Origin of the sequence: Paraburkholderia phenoliruptrix (genome assembly GCF_902859825.1) — a bacterium.
GTDB lineage: Bacteria > Pseudomonadota > Gammaproteobacteria > Burkholderiales > Burkholderiaceae > Paraburkholderia > Paraburkholderia phenoliruptrix.
The window spans coordinates 1-20,122 of sequence record NZ_CADIKB010000040.1; the positions used below are offsets into that span (position 1 = coordinate 1).

18 protein-coding genes are annotated in these 20,122 nt (G+C 65.2%); 9 read left to right on the forward strand and 9 right to left on the reverse strand.

Features of this window, described 5'->3' with window-relative positions:
• Positions 1-280: 280 nt before the first annotated feature.
• The 3 genes from HV711_RS27085 to HV711_RS27095 form a co-directional block, all read right to left on the reverse strand.
• A complete protein-coding gene (locus HV711_RS27085) occupies positions 281-529 on the reverse strand; it encodes a hypothetical protein (protein WP_013587882.1) in 249 nt (82 codons plus the stop codon).
• 332 nt (positions 530-861) lie between these two features.
• Positions 862-1,653 (reverse strand): SDR family NAD(P)-dependent oxidoreductase, encoded by a 792-nt coding sequence (locus HV711_RS27090; protein ID WP_013587881.1) that lies wholly within the window; start codon positions 1,651-1,653, stop codon positions 862-864.
• A 71-nt stretch (positions 1,654-1,724) separates the two neighbouring features.
• Positions 1,725-2,489 carry an SDR family oxidoreductase gene (locus tag HV711_RS27095; protein WP_013587880.1) on the reverse strand — a complete coding sequence of 255 codons (765 nt, stop codon included), beginning with the start codon at positions 2,487-2,489 and terminating at the stop codon, positions 1,725-1,727.
• A gap of 134 nt (positions 2,490-2,623) precedes the next feature.
• Here HV711_RS27095 and HV711_RS27100 point away from each other — a divergent pair, with 134 nt between their 5' ends.
• From HV711_RS27100 to HV711_RS27140, 9 genes are all read left to right on the forward strand, one after another.
• Positions 2,624-3,553: a LysR family transcriptional regulator gene (locus tag HV711_RS27100; protein WP_035483163.1), complete on the forward strand. Its 930-nt coding sequence runs from the start codon at positions 2,624-2,626 to the stop codon at positions 3,551-3,553.
• A gap of 258 nt (positions 3,554-3,811) precedes the next feature.
• Positions 3,812-4,960 carry a porin gene (locus tag HV711_RS27105; protein ID WP_035483165.1) on the forward strand — a complete coding sequence of 383 codons (1,149 nt, stop codon included), beginning with the start codon at positions 3,812-3,814 and terminating at the stop codon, positions 4,958-4,960.
• Between the two features lie 80 nt (positions 4,961-5,040).
• Positions 5,041-5,928 carry a 4-hydroxy-tetrahydrodipicolinate synthase gene (dapA, locus tag HV711_RS27110; RefSeq protein WP_035483168.1) on the forward strand — a complete coding sequence of 296 codons (888 nt, stop codon included), beginning with the start codon at positions 5,041-5,043 and terminating at the stop codon, positions 5,926-5,928.
• A gap of 67 nt (positions 5,929-5,995) precedes the next feature.
• Positions 5,996-7,165, forward strand: a complete 1,170-nt coding sequence (locus HV711_RS27115) for an iron-containing alcohol dehydrogenase (RefSeq protein WP_035483170.1) — start codon at positions 5,996-5,998, stop codon at positions 7,163-7,165.
• Entirely contained in the window at positions 7,162-9,516 is a 2,355-nt protein-coding gene (gene pdxA / locus HV711_RS27120; RefSeq protein WP_082201541.1) for a 4-hydroxythreonine-4-phosphate dehydrogenase PdxA, read from the forward strand. The genes HV711_RS27115 and pdxA overlap by 4 nt, the downstream gene beginning before the upstream one ends.
• A gap of 55 nt (positions 9,517-9,571) precedes the next feature.
• Entirely contained in the window at positions 9,572-10,993 is a 1,422-nt protein-coding gene (locus tag HV711_RS27125; protein WP_013587874.1) for a sodium:solute symporter family protein, read from the forward strand.
• A gap of 65 nt (positions 10,994-11,058) precedes the next feature.
• Positions 11,059-12,246: a sialidase family protein gene (locus tag HV711_RS27130; RefSeq protein ID WP_051224600.1), complete on the forward strand. Its 1,188-nt coding sequence runs from the start codon at positions 11,059-11,061 to the stop codon at positions 12,244-12,246.
• A gap of 144 nt (positions 12,247-12,390) precedes the next feature.
• Positions 12,391-13,173, forward strand: a complete 783-nt coding sequence (locus tag HV711_RS27135; RefSeq protein ID WP_035483173.1) for a DeoR/GlpR family DNA-binding transcription regulator — start codon at positions 12,391-12,393, stop codon at positions 13,171-13,173.
• 35 nt (positions 13,174-13,208) lie between these two features.
• Positions 13,209-13,889, forward strand: a complete 681-nt coding sequence (locus HV711_RS27140; protein WP_035483176.1) for an SDR family NAD(P)-dependent oxidoreductase — start codon at positions 13,209-13,211, stop codon at positions 13,887-13,889.
• A gap of 60 nt (positions 13,890-13,949) precedes the next feature.
• On the opposite strand, the gene HV711_RS27145 is transcribed toward HV711_RS27140, so the two are convergent.
• Genes HV711_RS27145 through HV711_RS27170 form a run of 6 tightly spaced genes read right to left on the reverse strand, consistent with a single transcriptional unit; the run spans position 13,950 to position 19,858 of the window.
• Entirely contained in the window at positions 13,950-15,317 is a 1,368-nt protein-coding gene (locus tag HV711_RS27145; protein WP_035483179.1) for an LLM class flavin-dependent oxidoreductase, read from the reverse strand.
• 5 nt (positions 15,318-15,322) lie between these two features.
• Positions 15,323-16,087, reverse strand: a complete 765-nt coding sequence (locus HV711_RS27150; protein WP_013587869.1) for an ABC transporter ATP-binding protein — start codon at positions 16,085-16,087, stop codon at positions 15,323-15,325.
• Positions 16,087-16,944 carry an ABC transporter permease gene (locus HV711_RS27155; RefSeq protein WP_035483182.1) on the reverse strand — a complete coding sequence of 286 codons (858 nt, stop codon included), beginning with the start codon at positions 16,942-16,944 and terminating at the stop codon, positions 16,087-16,089. The genes HV711_RS27150 and HV711_RS27155 overlap by 1 nt, the downstream gene beginning before the upstream one ends.
• Positions 16,945-16,965: 21 nt before the next feature.
• A complete protein-coding gene (locus HV711_RS27160; protein ID WP_035483184.1) occupies positions 16,966-17,796 on the reverse strand; it encodes an ABC transporter permease in 831 nt (276 codons plus the stop codon).
• A 13-nt stretch (positions 17,797-17,809) separates the two neighbouring features.
• On the reverse strand, positions 17,810-18,877 hold the full coding sequence (locus HV711_RS27165; RefSeq protein WP_035483186.1) for an ABC transporter substrate-binding protein: 1,068 nt from the start codon (positions 18,875-18,877) through the stop codon (positions 17,810-17,812).
• Positions 18,878-18,925: 48 nt separating this feature from the next.
• A complete protein-coding gene (locus HV711_RS27170) occupies positions 18,926-19,858 on the reverse strand; it encodes a TauD/TfdA dioxygenase family protein (protein WP_035483188.1) in 933 nt (310 codons plus the stop codon).
• Between the last annotated feature and the right edge of the window lie 264 nt (positions 19,859-20,122).

Genomic DNA, 20,122 nt, shown 5'->3' on the forward strand with positions numbered 1-20,122 from the left:
GACGCGCTGCTTCCCTGGAAGCTGCCGGCCAACCTACGCTGATCCGCGTTCCCACCACATGTCACACGCTCCGTCACCTGAATTGAGGGGCGTCGCTGATGGACCGCATACAATCAACCTTCATCTGGTCACCATCTGACATACAGCGGTTCTCTCCTTTCAGGTCACTGTCACATTCGCGATTCAACGCCCAAACATAGTGCCTTGAGAAAGACACATCAGCTGTCGGCCGCCCCGGCCATCGCGGATCACGCGGTGGCCTGTCGGATCTCACTTCGTTTCAGCTCCCGCCGAAAAAGATATTGCATTGCGGCCCGGCAGTGCAGCGCTCGGCGCGCTTCATGCCGCTTTGCATCTGTGTGCCGGGCATGCCGCCGTATGACTGCGACGTCGTATCGGGCGCGGCGCTTTGAGTCGCGGCGTTTTCCTGCTGGACCGGCGGCGACGTTTCCGGCATTGCTTGCGAATACGCGAGACCGCTCGTCACGAACAGGCCTGTCGCACAGGCGACGATCAATCGTGTTTTCACGTTGGCTCCTTCATTACGTTCAACCTGCATGGGTGGGACGCGTCACTCGCCCGCGCACGCATGGCGCGTCATCGGCCATGACTGGACGAGCGAAAGACTCCGGTGGTGGGTGATTTGACAGATGAGGCGAGCAGTGCACCGCATGGAACGGTGCGAGTTGGCGTGCGAAGTGGCAGGTATCAGCGGGTTTCGTGGACCCTCGACACACATAATCGCCCTGCTAGTGAGAGTTATAGGGCGGGCAACGCCGAAGCGGTAGCAGTTTCAACGTACCCGCGCCCCAAAAGCTGCGCACAAAGGTGCACCGAAGCCGGCCCAATGCCGGCGCGGCGCTAGAAAGCGCTCTTGATCACGCCCCCGTCCGCGCGCAACGCGGCTCCGGTGGTGGCCGACGCGAGCGGACTGGCAATATAGGCCACGAGCGACGCCACTTCCTGCGGCGAACCGAATCGCTTGATGAGCGAGGTGGGACGGACCTTTTCAAAGAACTCCTTCTCGAACGCTTCAAACGATTTGCCGTCGGCCTTCGCGAGCGTCTCCACGAACTCACCCACGCCGCGCGATTTCGTTGGGCCCGGCAGCACGCTATTGACCGTGATGCCCGTGCCGGCAACGGCTTCCGCCAGTCCGCGGGCGACCGCCAGCTGCGCGGTTTTCGTCATCCCGTAGTGGATCATTTCAGCCGGAATCTGCACCGCGCTTTCGCTGGAGATGAAAATGATGCGCCCCCAGTTGGCGCGCTTCATCGCGGGCAAAAAGAGCCGGGCGAGACGTACGCCGCTCAGGACATTCACGTCGAAAAAACGCTGCCAGTCCGCGTCGGGGATGTCTTCAAACGGCTTCGGCTCGAAGATGCCGAGATTGTTGACGAGAATCTCCACGTCCGGATAGCGTCGCGCGAGTTCTTCGGCCGAAGCGGCCGTGCTGAGGTCGCCCGCGAATCCCACCACATCGCCGCCCGTTTGCGCTTTCAGCTGCGCAACGACGTCATCCACGGATGACTGTGCGCGGCCGTTCACGATCACGCGCGCGCCCTCCTGCGCCAACGTGCTGGCGATTGCGAGACCGATGCCGGCTGTGCTGCCGCTCACCAGCGCGAGTTTGCCCGTCAGATTCAGGTCCATGGGTCATGTCCTTTCATTGAGTGAAGTCAAAGTAGCGGCATCGGCGCATGCACGCCGGATGCCGCAACGGTTCACGTACGCGTAATGGATGCACCACCGTCGACGAGCGACGCGGTGCCGGTCACGAACGACGAATCGTCCGATGCGAGGTACAGCACCGACCGCGCCAGCTCTTCCGGCCTGGCGACGCGCTTGAGCGCATGCAGCCCGGTCACGAAGGCCTGCGACTCGTGGCTGTCGTTCATGCCGCGATACATCTCCGTGTCGACCGCGCCCGGAAGCACCGCGTTCACGCGCACGCCTTGCGCGCCGTACTCGGCGGCGAGCGCCTGCGTCAAACCGATCAGTCCGGCCTTGCTCGCCGCGTAGGCCGCCGTGCCCGGAAACGCGAACGAGTAGCCAACGAAGGTCGACGTGAAGATGATCGACCCGCCGCCCTGCTTCAGCATTTCGGGAATCTGGTGCTTCGCGCCAAGAAAGGCACTCGTGAGATTGGTGGCCAGCGCGGTGTTCCAGCCCGCTTCGGAAATGCCGGTGCTCGGCCCCATTTCGCCGAGCGTGCCGGCGTTGTTGTAGGCGATGTCCAGACGGCCGAAGCGGCTCACGGCGAGCGCGACGAGCGCCTTTGCAAAGTCTTCCGATTGCACGTCGCCGGCGAGATACGCCGCTTCGCCGTCTTCCGCGGCGATCTCTGCCGCGAGCGCTTCGAGTTCGGCCGCGCGGCGCGCCGCCATCACCACTTTGGCGCCTTCCTTCGCGAACAGCTTTGCAGTCGCGCGGCCAATTCCTGAACTGGCGCCCGTCACGATGGCGACTTTTCCCGTCAAGCGTTGCATGTCCTCTCTCCTGATGCATGTCGGCCGCTGCCCGATGCGTCGGCCCGTGGAAGCACTATAGGCTTCACTCCCCATGGCAGAAAGGCCTAAAACATGGTCCTATCAGTCAGTTTTTGTGAATGATGGAGACGTGAATGGACCGCTTGCGCGCTTATGAGGTCTTCGTGACGGTGGTCAGCCGTGGTGGCTTCGCCCGCGCGGCGGAGATGCTCGGCACCTCGCCCGCCAATGTGACCCGCTATGTGAACGAACTGGAAGCGCATCTCGGCACGCGCCTTCTGAATCGCACGTCGCGCACGCTGTCTCTAACCGAAGGCGGCGAGACGCTTTACGCGCGCTGCAAATCCATTCTCGACGATGTCGCCGAAACCGAAGGGCTCGTGTCGTCCGCCTCGGTCGAGCCGCGCGGACGCCTGCGCATCAATGCGCCCGTGAGCTTCGGCATCCTGCATCTGGCGCCGCTCTGGCCCGAGTTCATGCGCAAATATCCCGGCATTGAATTGGACGTGGGGCTGATCGACCGCGTTGTCGATATCGTCGACGAAGGCTACGATCTCGCCATTCGCATTTCGCGCGCCGGCTCGACCAACCATGCAGCGCGCAAGCTCGCGACTTCGCAAAACATCCTGTGCGCGTCGCCGGCCTATCTGGCTCGCGCCGGCATACCGGCAGCGCCCGCGGATCTGCTCGGGCATCGCTGTATCGGCTATACCTATGCGGCTACGGGCGACGAGTGGCAACTGATCGACCGCGGCGGCAAGACGCACGCGATCAAGGTGGACTGCCACATGCATACGAATAACGGCGATACGGCGCGCGCAGCGGCGCTCGCCGGGCACGGGCTGCTCTGGCAGCCCACCTTCCTGATCGGCAACGATCTGCGTGCCGGCACGCTCGTGCACGTGTTGCCCGACTATCGCTTGCCTGAGATCGACATACTCGCCCTGTATCCAAGCCGTCGACACCTGAGCGCCCGCGTGCGCGTGATGATCGACTTCCTGGTCGATGCGCTTGGCGGAATTCCTCCATGGGATCGCGCCGAGACAAACGCCGTCCCGGCATAGACCTCATCGACAGAACCCGTCCAGCAACACCGCTGACGCCTGACTCATCAGTCAGGAACGGCGCTCGTCCCCTCTCGCCGCCCTTCCTCGCCAAAAAAACGATTGACTCGATCAAAATCAGGGTTAACTCCTGCTTGGTTCGATCAAATAAGCGACATAGAATGACTACAACGATCAAACACACGAGGCCTGTTGCACAGCGGCCCCGCGCCAAATGATTGATTCGCTCAAACCCGCAAACGACTGGAGACAAAACGAATGAGAAGGTCCCTCGCGCTGCTCAGCACGCTCGGTTTCGCCGTATCGGCTCATGCACAGAGCAGCGTCACGCTGTACGGTCTGATCGACACATCGCTCATGTACACGAACAACCAGAAAGGCGGCACGGCCTGGCAGATGTCGAGCGGCGTGGAATCCGGCAGCCGTTGGGGGCTGAAGGGCGTCGAGGATCTGGGCGGCGGCCTGAAAGCGATCTTTACATTGGAAAACGGCTTCAGCGGTACGACCGGCACGCTCGGCCAGAACGGCCGGATGTTCGGCCGCGCCGCCTGGGTCGGCATGAACACGCCCTACGGCACAGTGACGCTCGGCCGGCAGAACGAGCCGTCCGCGGATTTCGTCGGCCCGCTGATTGCCGCGAACCAGTGGGCAGGCGGCATCGGCGCACATCCGGGCGACACCGACAACCTCTATGTCAACGCGCGCATCAGCAACAGCGTCAAGTACATCTCGCAGGACTATGGCGGATTCCGCGCCGGCGCGCTGTTCAGCTTCGGCGGTACGGCAGGCAACTTCAACAACAACCGCATCTGGAGCATCGCCGCCGGCTATAACCGCGGACCGCTCGCGCTCGGCGTGTCCTATATCGACACCTCGCGCCCGAACACCGCACTGTGGGACGGCACGGCCGGCGCCGCCGCCATTTCGCCGAACAACACGCCGATCTATTCGGGCTACACGTCGGCGCGCACGCAGCGCGTCGCGTCCGTGGGCGGCAACTACACGTTCGGCGCGGCGAAGTTCGGCCTTGTCTACTCGAATTCGCGCTTCGAGGATCTGGGCTCCGGCGCGGCGTCCGCGCCCATTGCCCGCTACAACGGCGCGACGGCCGTCTTCGACAACGCCGAAGCAAACTTCAGCTACCAGTTCACGCCGGCGCTGCTCGTGGGGCTCGCGTACAACTACACGCGCAGCCATGGCGCCGGCGACGCACACTACAACCAGGTGAATGCCGGCGCCGACTATTTTCTGTCCAAGCGCACCGACGTCTATCTGACCACCGGCTATCAGCGCGCGAGCGGCACCGACTCGACCGGCAAGACCGCCGTGGCCGCGTTGTGGCCGGTCAGCGCGTCGAGCAATTCGCATCAGATCGTCGCGGCCCTCGGCTTGCGCCACAAGTTCTGAAGCAGCGGCAGAAGGACCGTATCAACCTGAGTTTCGCCGACGCAAAGAGCCGGCCGGCGAGCACCGTGGAGAGTTCTGGCATGTCAGTTACATTCAAGGGCATCGTTCCCGCGCTGATCACCCCGATGACCGCCGACGAAGAAATCGACGAAGCCGGTCTGCGCACGCTTGTCGACCGTCTGATCGACGCGGGCGTGCACGGCCTCTTCGTGCTCGGCACCAACGGCGAATTCATCGCGCTGAACGAGGCCGAAAAACTGCGCGTCGCGCGCATTGCGGTCGATCAGGCTCGCGGGCGCGTCCCGGTCATCGCCGGCACGGGCGCCTACGCCACGCGCGAGGTGATCGCGCTCAATCACAAGATGCAGGATGTCGGGGTGGATGCGGTCTCGGTCATCACGCCCTACTTTAACGGCGCGACGCAGCAGGAGCTCTTCACGCATTACGAGCGCATTGCGACAGGCACCTCGCTGCCCGTCATGCTTTACACGATCCCGGCCAAGGCCGGCATCACGTTGAATGTCGACACCGTGCGGCGTCTCGCCGAGATTCCGAATATTCGCGGCATCAAGGACAGCGGCGGCGATTTCGACCGCCTGCTACAGCTGATCAACTTGCGCCGCGACGACTTCGCCGTGTTCACCGGCACCGACTCGATGATTCTGTGGACCCTGATCGCGGGCGGCGACGGCGCCGTCGCGGCCACGACCAATGCGGTGCCGGGCGTCGTCATGTCGATCTGGAACAACTTCCACGCGGGCGAGATCGATGCCGCGCGTCGCGCTCAGGAATCGCTGCGCGCACTGCGCGACGCGTTCGCGCTCGGCACCCTGCCCGTCGTGCTGAAAACCGCCGCGACGATGCTCGGCATGCCGGCGGGCCCCGCGCGCGCGCCCGCCCAACCCCTCGACGACGCCGCGCGCGGGCGTCTTGCGAAAGCGCTCGCGCAGTATCCGCGAGCCGTCTAACCGCGAGCCGGACAGACCAGCACCGCTCGACAGCACTGACAGCACCGACAGCACAAGGATTTGCACTATGTCTTCCGTTTATCACTTCCAGACCGTCAACCATATCGTGCATGGGCCGAACAGCCTTGATCAGTTGCCCGAAAAACTCGCGCTGCTTGACCGGCCGGTTCGCCGCATCGCCTTCATCACCCAGCCGGCGATGGAAGCCAACGGCGTGGCCGCGCGCGTCGTCGAAACCCTGGCGAAGAAGGACATCGAGGTGCTGACGGTGCGCGACGTGCAGCCGGAGCCGACCATCGAAAACGTGGAGACGGTGTACCGCGACCAGATTGCGCCGTTTGCGCCCGACGCCGTGCTGGCCGTCGGCGGCGGCAGCGTGCTCGACGCGGCCAAGCTCTTTGCCGTGCGCCTGACGAATCACGCGCCGCTGCGCGATTGGCTCGGCATCGATCTGATTGCGTCGCCCGGCAAGCCGTTGATTCTCGTGCCCACCACGTCCGGCACCGGTTCGGAAGTCACGCCGAATGCGATCGTCACGTTGCCCGACGAAGAACTGAAAGTCGGCATTGTGAGCCGCCATTTGCTGCCGCAGCTCGTCATTCTGGACGCGACGCTCACGCTCGATCTGCCCAAGCCGATCACCGCCGCAACCGGCATGGACGCGTTCATCCACGCGCTGGAATCGTATATCTCGACCAAGGCCAATCCGGTCAGCGACATGTACGCGATGGAATCGATGCGGCTGATCGGCGCGAACCTGATCGAAGCGTACGAGAACGGCCATTCGCTGAAGGCGCGCGAAGCCATGCTGCTCGGCTCCATGTACGGCGGCCTCGCGCTGACGGCAGCCGGCACCGCCGCCGTGCACGCCCTCGCCTATCCGCTTGGCGGCATGTTCAACATCACGCATGGCGTGGCGAATTCGATGCTGCTGCCGCATGTGATGGAATTCAACCTCGACGCCATCGTCGGGCGTCTTGCCCGTGTCGCGCACGCGCTCGGTCTCGTGCGACACGACGACAGCGACGACGCCGCCGCGAACGCGCTGCTCGCGCGTCTTCGCGAATGGACCGCCGCGCTCGCGATTCCGCAAGACCTGCGCAAATTCGGTGTGGCCGAAGCGCACCTGGATGCGCTCGCCGTGGCGGCGTCGAAAGTGAAGCGGCTGCTCGGCAACAACCCGAAGCCGCTGAATCTCGACGACATCAAGGCGATCTATCGCCGCCTGCTGCCATGAGCTCGCCTGACACGGGAAGCGCGCGGCTTCTCATCATCGGCGACGATCTGTCGGGCACGGCCGACTGCGCCGTGACCTGCGCGCGTCATGACCTGACGAGCGTCGTGAGTTTCGGACCGGCGCCCGCCATGGATGCCACGCAGATCGACGTGCTCGCCATCGACACGGACACGCGCCGCCAGCTGCCCGCCGACGCCGCGCGCGCCAATCGGGAAGCATGGCATGCGCATTCCGCGGGCCGGCGCATCTACAAGAAGATCGACTCGACACTGCGCGGCAACGTGGCCGCCGAAGTGGCGGCGCTCGCGAGCGTCGCGGGCATGGCCGTGGTAGCGCCCGCTTTTGCGCAAGCCGGACGCACGACGCGCGGCGCGCGGCAATTCGTGTTCGGCACGCCAGTGGAGGAGTCCGAGGTATGGCGCAACGAAGGCATCGCGGGCACGGCCGACCTTCAGGCGATGCTCGGCGCGGCTCGTCTGCGGGTCGCGACCATCGATCTCGCCGCAGTGCGCGAAGGCGCGGCATCGCTGCAGGCGCGTCTTTCTGCCTGCCTCGTCGAGCAATGGCAAGCCGTGGTGTGCGACAGCGAAACGGATGCCGACCTTGCCTGCATCGCCGCAGCGTCCGCGCCGCTCGACGGCGTGTTCTGGGTCGGCTCGGCAGGGCTCGCCGCGCCGCTGATCGAGGTGCTCGCGGCTCGCCAGTCAGAACCGGAAACGACAAACGGATCGACGCACCGACCCACGCCGCCGGCGCGCGCGTTTGCGCGCTGCGGCGGCACGGCTCATCCGCGCGGCGTGATGACCGTGGTCGGCAGCATGTCGAGCGTCTCGCATCGACAGGTGGCGCTGTTGCGCGGCGAGGCCGGCGATTCGCTCGATCTCTTCGACGTCGACGCCGCCGACCTGCTCGATCCTGTGAGCCCGGCCGCACTTACGCTGACCACGCGTGTCACGCACTCGCTGATGCGCGGCCGTCACGTAATCGTCGCGGTAAGCCAGTCGCGACGCGCGGCTGTCGATGACGGCGCGCACATCGCACGGCAGCTCGCCGAACGCCTCGCGCCGGCCGCCGCTCATGCGGGAGCGCTGATCGCGACCGGCGGCGAGACCGCGCGTGCCTTGCTGTCGGCCATGAAGGTGAATGCGTTGCGCGTGATCGAAGAAATCGAAACCGGCGTGCCCCTGCTTGCCGCCGCGCATGCGGGCCGCACATTACCCGTCGTCACCAAGGCGGGCGGCTTCGGCCAGCCCGACACCCTGTATCGCGCATGGCAACGGCTCGCCGCCATGCAGCAAGCGGTCGCGCAAGCACCGCGTCAATCCAGCGAAGAGGAAGCTATGACTTACCGTCCCGTAATCGGCATCACGATGGGCGATGCCGCCGGCGTGGGCCCGGAAATCATCATGAAGAGCCTCGCGCACGCGTCCGTGTACGACGGCTGCCGTCCGCTCGTGATCGGCGACTCGAAGCGCCTCGTCGATGCAGGCCAGCGCACCGGCGTCACGCTGAGCGTGCGGCCGATCGCGTCGCCCGCCGAGGCGCGCTTCCAGTACGGCGAAGTCGACTGCATCGACCTCGGACTGATCCCGGCGGATCTGCCCTACGGCAAGCTCTCGGCTGTCGCCGGCGATGCTGCGTATCAGTACATCGCGCGCACGGTGGAGCTCACGTCAGCCGGCGAACTCGACGCCATCTGCACCGCGCCGCTGAACAAGGAAGCGCTGCATGCGGGCGGACATATCTTCCCGGGTCACACCGAAATGCTCGCGCATCTCACGGGCATCCCCGAAGTGTCGATGATGCTCGTCGCGCCGAAGCTGCGCGTGATTCACGTCACCACCCACATCGGCCTGCTCGACGCGATTCGCCGCATCGAACCGGGACTCGTGCAGCGCACGATCGAACGCGCGCACGAAACCCTGGCGCGCGCGGGCATCGACGAGCCGCGCATCGGCGTGTGCGGCATCAATCCGCACGCCGGAGAAAACGGCCTGTTCGGCTACGGCGAAGAGGAAGAGAAGATCGTACCCGCCGTCGCCGTGCTGCGCGAGCGCGGCTGGGACGTCGAAGGACCGCTGCCCGCCGACACGCTGTTCTTTCGCGCGGGACGCGGCGACTTCGACGTGGTCGTCGCCATGTATCACGATCAGGGCCACGGTCCAGTCAAGGTGATGGGCCTCGAAGCCGGCGTGAACGTCACGGTGGGCCTGCCGGTGATCCGCACCTCGGTCGATCACGGCACCGCATTCGACATTGCAGGCAAGGGCATCGCGGACGAACGCAGCATGCTTGAAGCGTTGAAACAGGCAGAAGACCTGGCCACGCGCCGCGCCGTGCAGACGGCCTGACGCCCCGACGCCCTGTCCGGCCGCGCGCCGCACACACAACAAATCGGAGACATTGATGAATCACTTCACCGTGTGGGACACCGCCATCATCATTGCGATGGTCGTCGTGTATATCGTGGTCACGGCTTGGATCAGCATCCGGCTGCGCAGCAAGACCACCGAACAGTTCATGGTGGCGGGCCGCTCGACGCCCGCCGTCGTCATCGCGATCCTGTTGATGTCGGAGTACATCGGCGCGAAGTCGACCATCGGCACTTCGCAGGAAGCCTTCAATGTGGGGATTGCCGCTTCGTGGTCGGTCATCTCGGCCTCGATCGGCTTCGTGTTTTTCGGTCTTTTCATGGCGCGCCGGCTGTATCGCTCGGGCGAGTTCACCATCTCGGGCTTCATCGCGCAGAAGTACGGCAAGGGCGCGAAGCTCGTCGTCTCGGCGATCATGATTTACGCGCTCTTTATCGTCAACGTCGGCAACTACGTGAGCGGCGCCGCGGCGATTTCGACGGTCATGCGCGTGAATCTGCCGACGGCCGCGTTCATCACCGCGATCGTCAGCACGATCTACTTCGCGTGGGGCGGCTTGAAGAGCGTCGCGTATGTGACGATCCTGCATAGCGCCGTCAAACTGCTCGGCATCGGCATTCTGGTGTGGGTCGCGCTGTCCATGACAGGCGGCATTGCGCCGATGATGCAGCAGATGCCCGCGCAATACTTCACGTGGAAAGGCGCGCTCGGCGGCGGAACGATCGGCGCGTGGATCATCGGCACGGCGGGCGCGATTTTCTCGACGCAGTTCATCATTCAGGCGATTTCGGGCGCGAAGTCGGCCAACGAGGCGCGCAACGCCACGCTGATTGCCGGCGCGCTGTGCGTGCCCATCGCGATCGCGCTGGGCTTTCTCGGCGTGGCGGCGAAGTTCCTGTTTCCCAACATCAAGAGCCTTTACGCGCTGCCGATTTTCCTTCAGCACATGCATCCGCTCCTGTCCGGCGTGGTGACCGTGTCGCTCGTCGCGTCGATCTTCGTGAGCGTGAGCACGGTTGCGCTCGCCATCGCTTCGCTCATCGTTAAGGACTTCTATGTGCCGCGCTATCGTCCGTCGCCGGAGCGCGAGCTGCGTGCAACGCGCATGATCTCTTTCGTGGTCGGCTTTCTGCCGCTCATCTTCGTGCTGTTCGTGCCGCAGATTCTCGCGCTCTCGTTCTTCACCCGCGCGCTGCGTCTGACCGTGACGGTCGTGGCGCTGATGGGCATCTACCTGCCCTTCTTCAACAGCAACCGCGGCGCGATCTGGGCGCTCGTGCTGGCCACGCTCGCCACGACGGCCTGGTATCTGCTCGGCAATCCGCTCGGTATCGACAACATGTATATCGCGCTGCTCACGCCCGCCGTCGTGATGGTCATCGACAAGCTGCTGTTTCATCCGGCAAGCGGCAACGGCTCGCGGATCGAACGCCGCGTCGCGCATACGGACTCGTGAGCCGCATGCTGTCCCGTTACCACGATTCAACGCATCAGGATTTCATCATGACCAGCCATTCCCTCATGCCCGACGAAGCGACGACCATGCCGGGCCAACTGCACGAGGCTCGCGGCGACGCCGCGCGCATCGACGCCTATCTGCCCGCCGCGACGGTGCAGAACCACGCGGCAAACCTGCTTGCGCTTGCCAACGGCGACCTGCTGTGCGCATGGTTCGGCGGCACGCAGGAAGGCGTGCCCGACATCTCGATCTATCTGTCGCGGCTCGCGCAAGGCAGCTCGACGTGGAGCGAGCCCGTGCGCCTTTCCGACGACCCGACGCGCTCCGAGCAGAACCCGGTTCTCTTCGCCGCGCCGGACGGCAAGCTATGGCTGATTTACACGGCGCAGTTGTCAGGGCATCAGAACACGTCGATCGTGCGGCGCCGCGTATCCGGCGACAACGGCCATACGTGGGGGCCGATCGACACGCTGTTCGACTTGCCGGGCACGTTCGTGCGGCAACCGATTGTCGTCGCGCGCGACGGCGCGTGGCTATGCCCCGTGTTCCTGTGCCGGGTCGCGCCCGGCGAGCGTTGGTCGGGCAACGACGACGTCAGCGCCGTCATGCGCTCCACCGACAACGGCGCGACATGGACCGCGCACGATGTGCCGGGCAGCGTCGGCTGCGTGCACATGAACATCCAGCCGCTTCGCGACGGCTCGCTCGTCGCGCTCTTTCGCAGCCGCTGGGCCGACCACATTCACATGAGCCGTTCCGCCGACGGCATCGCATGGAGCGAGCCCGAACCGCTCGCGCTGCCGAACAACAATTCGTCGATCCAGTTCGTGACGCTGGCCAACGGTCACCTTGCGCTTGTCTTCAACAACAGCAGCGCCGCGCAGAGCACGGGCCGCCGCGCCTCGCTCTACGACGACATTGAAGATGCGGAAGACAGCGGCACGCTCGCCACACAAGCCGCCTCCGCGCGCGGCACGGCATTCTGGGGCGCGCCGCGTGCGCCGATGACGCTCGCCGTTTCCATGGACGGCGGCCGCACGTGGCCGGTCATGCGCAATCTGGAAACCGGCGACGGCTATTGCATGACGAATAACTCCACGGACAAGCTGAACCGCGAGTTTTCGTATCCGTCCATTGTGCAATCTGCGGACGGACGCCTGCATATCGCCTACACGTACTTCCGCCAGCGCATCAAATACGTGAGCGTCAGCGAAGACTGGGCATCGGCCGGGGAGCGTCAGGCGGCGTGATCGGGCAACGGGCAGCGGGCACGCGTCGGCGCATAGCCGCGACAACGCAATCGGGAAATGGATAAACTACCCTCGCGCCGGACCGTCCGCGCCGCCGCCCGCCGTGCCTGCAGGCGGCGTCTTGAACCCGATACCGATCACCACATGAAAGTAGCCCGCCGCCGGGAGGCCATGCTCAAGGCCGTTCTGTCAGGAATGACGGAAGTCGCCGAACTCTGCGAACACTTCGGCATGTCCGAGGCCACTGTGCGCCGCGATCTGCGCGCGCTCGCCGACGAGCGGCTGATTCTGCGCACCTACGGCGGCGCGGCGTCCGTCAGCACTCACGCGCCCGAGGAACCGCTCGAGCAGCGCAGCCACAGCTTCCAGGCAGAGAAGGACGCGATCGGCCTCGCGGCCGCCGCGCACGTCGCGCCGGGCGACACCATCTTTCTGGACAGCGGCACGACCACTGCCGCGCTCGCGCGTGCGCTCGCGAATCGCGAGGACATTCAGGTGGTCACGAACAACCTGCTGGCCGTGCAGATACTCGCCGCGAGCAAGGTGCATCTGACGCTGATCGGCGGCGACGTGCGCGAGTCGAGCATGAGCACGCTCGGCGCGATTGCACTGCTCGCGCTCACGCGCCTGACCGTCGACAAGGCGTTTCTCGGCGCGGACGGCGTGGTGGCAGGCCGCGGACTGTGCGAAGCGACGGCGGATCAGGCGTATCTGAAGGAATGCGTGATGCGGCAGGCAGCGGCCGTGTATGTGCTGGCGACCTCGGACAAACTGGAGCGCGACAGTCAGCAACACTGGGCACCGATCGAAAAGCCGTGGACGCTCATTACCAACGCGAACTCAGCCGACGCGTCATGGCAGGCGTTTCAGAATCTCAACGGTGTCACGGTCGAATCGGTACCGCTACCTGGCGAGACCCGCAACTGAAGAGCCGCTTGACGGACGCGGCAGGCAAACCGGATATGGCAAAACGAATCGTGGTGACGGGCGCGAGCTCGGGCATTGGGCGCGCCGTGGCGGATCGCCTGCTGAAAGACGGTGATGAGGTGATCGGACTGAGCCGCAGCGCGCCGAATTTCACGGACGCGCGCTTTCGCCATGTCCCGGCGGATCTCGCGGATGTCGACGCGATTGCGCTGCTCGCCCGCGAGCTCGGACCGGTCGACGGTCTCGTTCACGCGGCAGGCTTCATGAAGACGGCGCGCGTCGGCGAACTCGACCTGGCGAGCGGCGAGGCCATGTGGCGGCTCCACGTCGCGGCGGCAGCGGCGCTCGCCGATGCGCTCGCGCCTTCCCTGCCCGCCGGCGGGCGCATCGTCCTGATCGGCAGCCGCGTGTCGGCGGGCGCGGCAGGACGCAGCCAGTACGCGGCAGCGAAAGCCGCGATGGTGGCGATGGCGCGCTCGTGGGCCATTGAACTGGCGCCGCGCGGCATCACGGTGAACGTGGTCTCGCCGGCCGCCACCGAAACGCCGATGCTGCGCGATCCGCAGCGCAGTTCCAGTGCGCCCGTCATGCCGCCCATCGGCCGGTATGTGAAGACGGAGGAAGTCGCCTCGCTGGTCGCCTTCCTGCTCGGTGACGACGCCGGCGCGATCACCGGTCAGCAGATCATGGTGTGCGGCGGCAGTTCGCTCGGGTGAAGCATGCGGATGGGCGGCGTCGGCCCCGGTCGGCGGCGACGATCGGGCGCCATCGGCTCATCAGCCGGCATCGGCGAGTGCATGCGCGTTGGCTGACCGCTCGATCGCGTGACGATTGGGAGGCCGCCGCAAACCCAGATTCTCGCGCAGCGTCGTCCCTTCGTATTCGGTGCGGAACAGGCCACGGCGTTGCAGTTCCGGCACCACGTGCGCGGCGAATTCGACAAGCCCGCCCGGCAGCCATGGCGACATGATGTTGAAGCCGTCGGCCGCGCCTTCCTCGAACCACTGCTGCAACTGATCGGCGATGCTCTGCGGCGTGCCGACGACCTGCTGATGCCCGCGTGCGCCCGCGATGCGCAGATACAGATCTCGAATCGTCAGATTTTCGCGGCGGGCAAGGTCGAGCAGCAGACGCTGGCGGCTCTTGCCGCCGTTGGTCTCCGGCAAGTCCGGCACCGGGCCATCGACCGGATAGGACGAGAGATCGACTCCGCCTGCCATCTTCGACAACAGCGACACGCCGACAACCGGATGAATCAGCGCCTGCAACGCTTCGAACTTCTCGTCCGCCTCCTCCTGCGTGCGGCCGATCACCGGAAAGATGCCTGGCATGATCTTCAGATCTTCCGGGTGACGGCCATATCGCGCGAGCCGTCCCTTCACATCGCGATAGAACGATTGCGCCTCGTCGAGCGTCTGATGCGCGACGAAGATGGCCTCGGCGGTTTGCGCGGCCAGTTCGCGCCCGGCTTCCGACGCGCCCGCCTGCACCACCACCGGCCAGCCTTGCGGCGCACGCGCGACGTTCAGCGGCCCTTTCACCTTGAAGTGCTTGCCGCGATGATTCAGCGTGTGAAGCTTCGCCGGATCGAAGTAGAGGCCGCTCTCCTTGTCGCGCACGAACGCGTCGTCTTCCCAACTGTCCCACAGGCCTGTGACGATGTCGTAGAACTCGCGCGCGCGCTCGTAGCGCAGCGCGTGGTCGAAATGGCGATCCAGGCTGAAATTATGCGCTTCCGTTTCGCTGCTCGACGTGACGAGGTTCCAGCCCGCGCGCCCGCCGCTCAGATGATCGAGCGACGCGAATTTGCGCGCGACGTTGTACGGCTCATTGAAGCTCGTCGATACCGTCGCGGTTAAACCGATGTGCCGGGTCACGGCGGACAGCGCCGATAACAGCGTGAGCGGCTCGAAGTGATCCGCGCGCGCGGTGCGCGACAGCGAGGCGAGGTCCGTGTCGCGCACGCCGACGCTGTCGGCGAAAAAGATCGTGTCGAACTTCGCGCGCTCGGCGATCTGCGCGAGTTCCGCGTAGTGCGCGAAGTCGAGGCCCGCGGCGGCATGCGCATGCGGATGACGCCACGCGGCGATGTGGTGGCCCGTCTCCATGAGGAACGCGCCGAGCTTGATCTGACGTTGGCTCATTATATTTAGGCATGCGTAGTGTGCGGCTGGCCGAAACCAGCAAGGAGCTGATCGCGCAAGGCGACGTAGCGCGGATCGGCCCGGTCGCGCGGCCGCGGCAGATTCACCTCGGCAATGCGCTTGATGCGGCCGGGCCGCGGCGCCATGGTGACCACGCGGTCGCCGAGATAAAGCGCTTCGTCCACATCGTGCGTGACGAGCACCATCGTGATCCGCTCATGTTCCCAGATGCGCTGCAGCTCGTTCTGCAGGCGCGCGCGCGTCAACGCATCCAGTGCGCCGAACGGCTCGTCGAGGAGCAACACACGCGGCCGGTTGACGAGCCCGCGCGCGATTGCGACACGCTGCGCCATGCCGCCCGAGAGCTGATGCGGATACGCGTTCTCAAAGCCTTCGAGTCCGACTAGCGCGATGTGCTCCGCCACCGCCTGGCGCTTTTCGTAGAGCGACAACGGCGCGTTGCGCAGTGCTGCGAGCACGTTCTGCGCGGCCGTGAGCCACGGAAACAGCCGATGATCCTGAAACACGATGCCGCGTTGCAGCGACGTGTCGCGCACGCGATCGCCGGCGACGCGAATCTCGCCGGTATAGTCGGTGTCTAGCCCCGCGATCAGCCGCAGCAGTGTCGACTTGCCGCAGCCGCTCGCACCCAGCACGCTGACGAACTCGCCCGCGCGTATGCGCAGCGAAATATCGTCGAGCACCGGCAGCGCCGCGTAATGCTTGCTGACGTGGTCGATCTCCACGCCTTCGGATACAACCGCTGTCATCAGACGTTCTCCTTGATCAAGGCGGCACCGCGGCGTTTGAGCACCGCGCGCTCGGCCGCACGCGCCAGTGCACTCAGCAACGAGCCCACCGCGCCGACTACCACGATGCCGAACAGCACCAGATCCATACGGAAGTTCTCGCTGCCGTCGATCAGCGTGTTGCCGATGCCGCTTCCCGCGACGAGCAGATATTCCGCGCCGAGCGTCGCGAGCCACGAATAGATCAGCGCGAGATAAAGGCCCGTGAAAATCGACGGCAACGCGGCCGGCAGGATGACGTGCCAAACCAGTTGCCGTTGCGTGTAGCGAAAGACGCGCGCGGCTTCGACGTAGACGCGCGGTATGGCATGAATGCCGTCGCAGGTATGCGCGGCAACCGGCAGCAAAGCGGCGAGCGAGAGAAACACGACCTTCGCCGCATCGCCGAGGCCGAACCACACGGAAATCAGCGGGATCCACGCGAACAGCGAAATCTGCTTGAACGTGTCGAAGCTCGGACCAATCACGCGGGCCGCGATGCGCGACAAACCGAGCGCGACGCCGAGTGCAAGCCCGAGCACGGTGCCGATTGCGAAGCCGCTCGCCTCGCGCGCAAGCGATGCGCCGAGCGCCTTGGCAAGCGCGCCGCTCGTCACCTGCTGCCACGTCGTTTGCCAGACCTGCGCGGGCGTGACGAGCAGACCGCCCTTGCCTGCATGCAATGCGCTGACAGCCCACCAGATCGCGAGAGCTGCCGCCGGCAGCACGAGGCCGCGCAAGTCGGGCAGACTCCGTTTTCGCGGGACAGCGCGATCGACCTCGCAATCGCATCGCGGCGGCGCGTTGCGAGCTTTGAACCCGTCGCTGAAGCTGATCATGACCGACGAATCTCCGTTCTGTTAGCGGAATGCCGACGGCAAGCCGCGGCGCAGTTGCCGTTCGAGCGCGTCGAGCGCGCGGTTGATCGCGAACCCGATCGCGCCGACCACGACGACGGCCGCCATCACGAGATCGAGCTGGAATAGCTGGCGCCCGTACACGATCAGATAGCCGAGCCCTTCCGACGACGCCACCAGTTCGACCACCACGAGTGCGAGCCACGCCTTGGTGAACGCGAGCCGCACGCCGGTGGCGAGCGTCGGCACCGCGGACGGCAGTACCACATGCACGATGCGTTGCCAGCGCGTGTAGCCGAACACGCGCGCCGCTTCGTCGAGCGTAACGGGGGCGCCGCGAAAGCTCTGCAGCGTGCTGAGCGTGACCGGCACGAGCGCGGCGTGCGCGATCAGGATGTACTTCAACGGCTCGCCGACGCCCACGAGCAACAGCAGAAGCGGCAGCCAGCCGAGCACCGGAATCTGCACGACCGCGTTGAAAGCCGGCAACACGTAGGCCTCGAAGCTGCGCGAGAGGCCGAGCGCCGAGCCGAGCACGACGCCGCCCAGCGTGCCCGCGACGAAGCCGCACACCACGCGTTGCAGGCTGACGAGCGTGTTGTGCAAGAGATCGCCGCTCTGCACGAGATCGACGAAGGTCGCGTATACGCGCGCGGGCGGCGGCAAGATCTGCGGCGCGATCCAGCCGCGCTCGCAGCCGACCCACCACAGCGCGAATAGTACGGCGGGCAGCGCCCATGGCGCGAGCGCCCAGCCGAGCGCGCGCCAGCGCCGCGTCGGCGTCGACCTGTGGCCGAGGGCCGCATCGAGATCGAGGGTGATGGTGTTGCTCATCGGCGCTCTCCGGTTAGCCGAGCGGCTTGCCGGCCGCGTCGTACTGTGTCCATTCGCGTTCGAGTTTCAGCGTGCGCAGCGCGTTGTCCAGATAGCGCGTCTCGAACCAGCCGTCGACCTGCACCGGCTGACGGATCAGTTTGAGTTTCAGCGCGTCCTGCGCGACTGCCTTGTAGCGTGCGACGATGAACGGATCGATCAGCGGCGAATTTCGCGACTTCAGCGTGCCGGGCGGAAACTCCGCGTTCCAGGACGATTCGCTGACGCCGCTGCGCGCCCACGCTTTGAAGAGCGCCTGCCGGTTCGCTTCATCCGAGGACCATTGCGCGCCCTTCACGAACGTGGTCACTACACGCTGCACGACGTCCGGATGCGCGCGCTCGAAATCGTCGGTGACGAGCAGGTGCGCCTGACGCGTGAACTGCGGGCCGTCGTCCTGCGATTCGTAGATGATCCGCGCGAGGCCCTGGTCGCGCAGCTTGTACAGGTGGTAGTCGTTGAAGCTCGCGTCGATCCCTTTCGATGCCAGCGCGGCGAGCGCGCTCGCCGTATCGAGGTTGATGACGCGCAATTCACGTTCATCGAGACCGTTCTTCGCGAGCGCGTTGTCCGCAACCGTCTGCAGATTCGTGCCGCGAAAGAGCCCGACGCGTTTGCCTTTCAGGTCCTTGATCGAACGGACGTCCGAGTCGGGCGGCACGCCGATCTTCACGCCGACACGCACGCCGGATTCCAGCAGGATGCGCGTTTTCAGGCCATTTGCGCGGCCGAGAACGGACGGCAGATCACCCTGAAACGCGAAGTCGACGGAACGGTCGGCGATCGCTTCGTTGACCGCCGGCCCCGCGCCCTTGAAGAACAGCCACTCGACCTTGATGCCGTCGGCGGCAAATTCCTTTTCGAGCAGCTGTTGCTGCTGCACTGTCGCCGCCGCCGATCCGCCGAACGTCGGTGGATCGCCGCTGCCTTGCTGCGCGATGCCGATGCGGATCGCCGCGGGTTTGTCGGCGTATGCTGCACCGGCGGCGAGGCCGCAGGCGCAGGCGATTACTACGCTTTTGATTAGACGCGAGAGATTCATCGAAAGAGGATCGAAGTAGTTACGGAGCCGCGGCTGCGGCGCTCGCGGTTAAAAGGGCGTTTTAAGCGCCACGCTGCGCCTGCCGTCGATACCGACCGGCACGTCGCCTTGCACTGTCGCGCGGCGCACGACGCGGCGTGAGTCGCCGTAATCGTTGATCGCGTAGTGTTGCGTCGCGCGGTTGTCCCAGATCGCGACGTCGCCTTCCGCCCATTGCCAGCGCACTGTGTTCTCGAGGCGCGTGATGTGCTCATGCAGGACCTGCAGCAAAGCGGTGGATTCCTGAGTCGACAGCCCGATGAAACGCTGCACGAAATGGCCGAGCACGAGCGTGCGTTCGCCGGTCACCGGATGCACGCGCACCACCGGATGCTCGGTCTCGTACACCTTGGAGATGAAGAGCTCGCGATAGCGCTTTAACTGCGTATCGTCTGCATCCGCGTGCGCCGAGGCGTAGTCGTAAGCGTTGCTGTGAATCGCGCGGGCATGGTCGGCGAACGCGCGCAGCGGCTCGGGCAAGCGCTCGTATGCGGCGGCCGTGTTGGCCCAGACGGTGTCGCCGCCGACCGGCGGAATGGTGATCGCGCGCAGGACGGAGACTTTCGGATAGGCGTCGACGAATGTGACGTCGGTGTGCCATGAGTTGGCGCGCGCCCCGTGCGCCGAGTCGAGGTCGAGCAGACGGGAGCCGCCGGCGTGAGACGGAACGGTCGGATGCGCGACCGTATCGCCGAAACGCCGCGCGAAGCCTTCCTGGCTCGCGTCGTCGAGATGCTGCTGGCCCCGAAAGAACAACACCTTGTGGGTATGGAGCGCCGCCTCGATCGCCTCGAACGTCGCCTGATCGAGTTCCGGCGAGAGCCTGACGCCCTCGATCTGCGCGCCGATGCGGCCCGCCACCCGGCGAATGTTCAACGACGCTTTAGCTGCATTTTCGGCGCTGACGGACGCCTCACGACGCGCGGACTGGACTTCTGACATGGACTCTCTCCGAAGATGGCTGAGGTCCTATTCAAGCAGCGCGGCGCGAAAAGCTGAACTGACGATTTGTGCGTCGTTAAGTGAAGCGCGTGGAATAAGCTAAGAAGCCGATTTGCGCAGTGGTTTTTGAGGATGCGGCAGTCGGCGCAACGTCTTGTCAGGGGCACGATAGGACCACCCGCCTCTGGCAGCAATGCCGGAGGCACCTCGATTTCTGCCAACACGCCCTATGCAAAAAAAACTTGCACATAGGTGCATATGCTC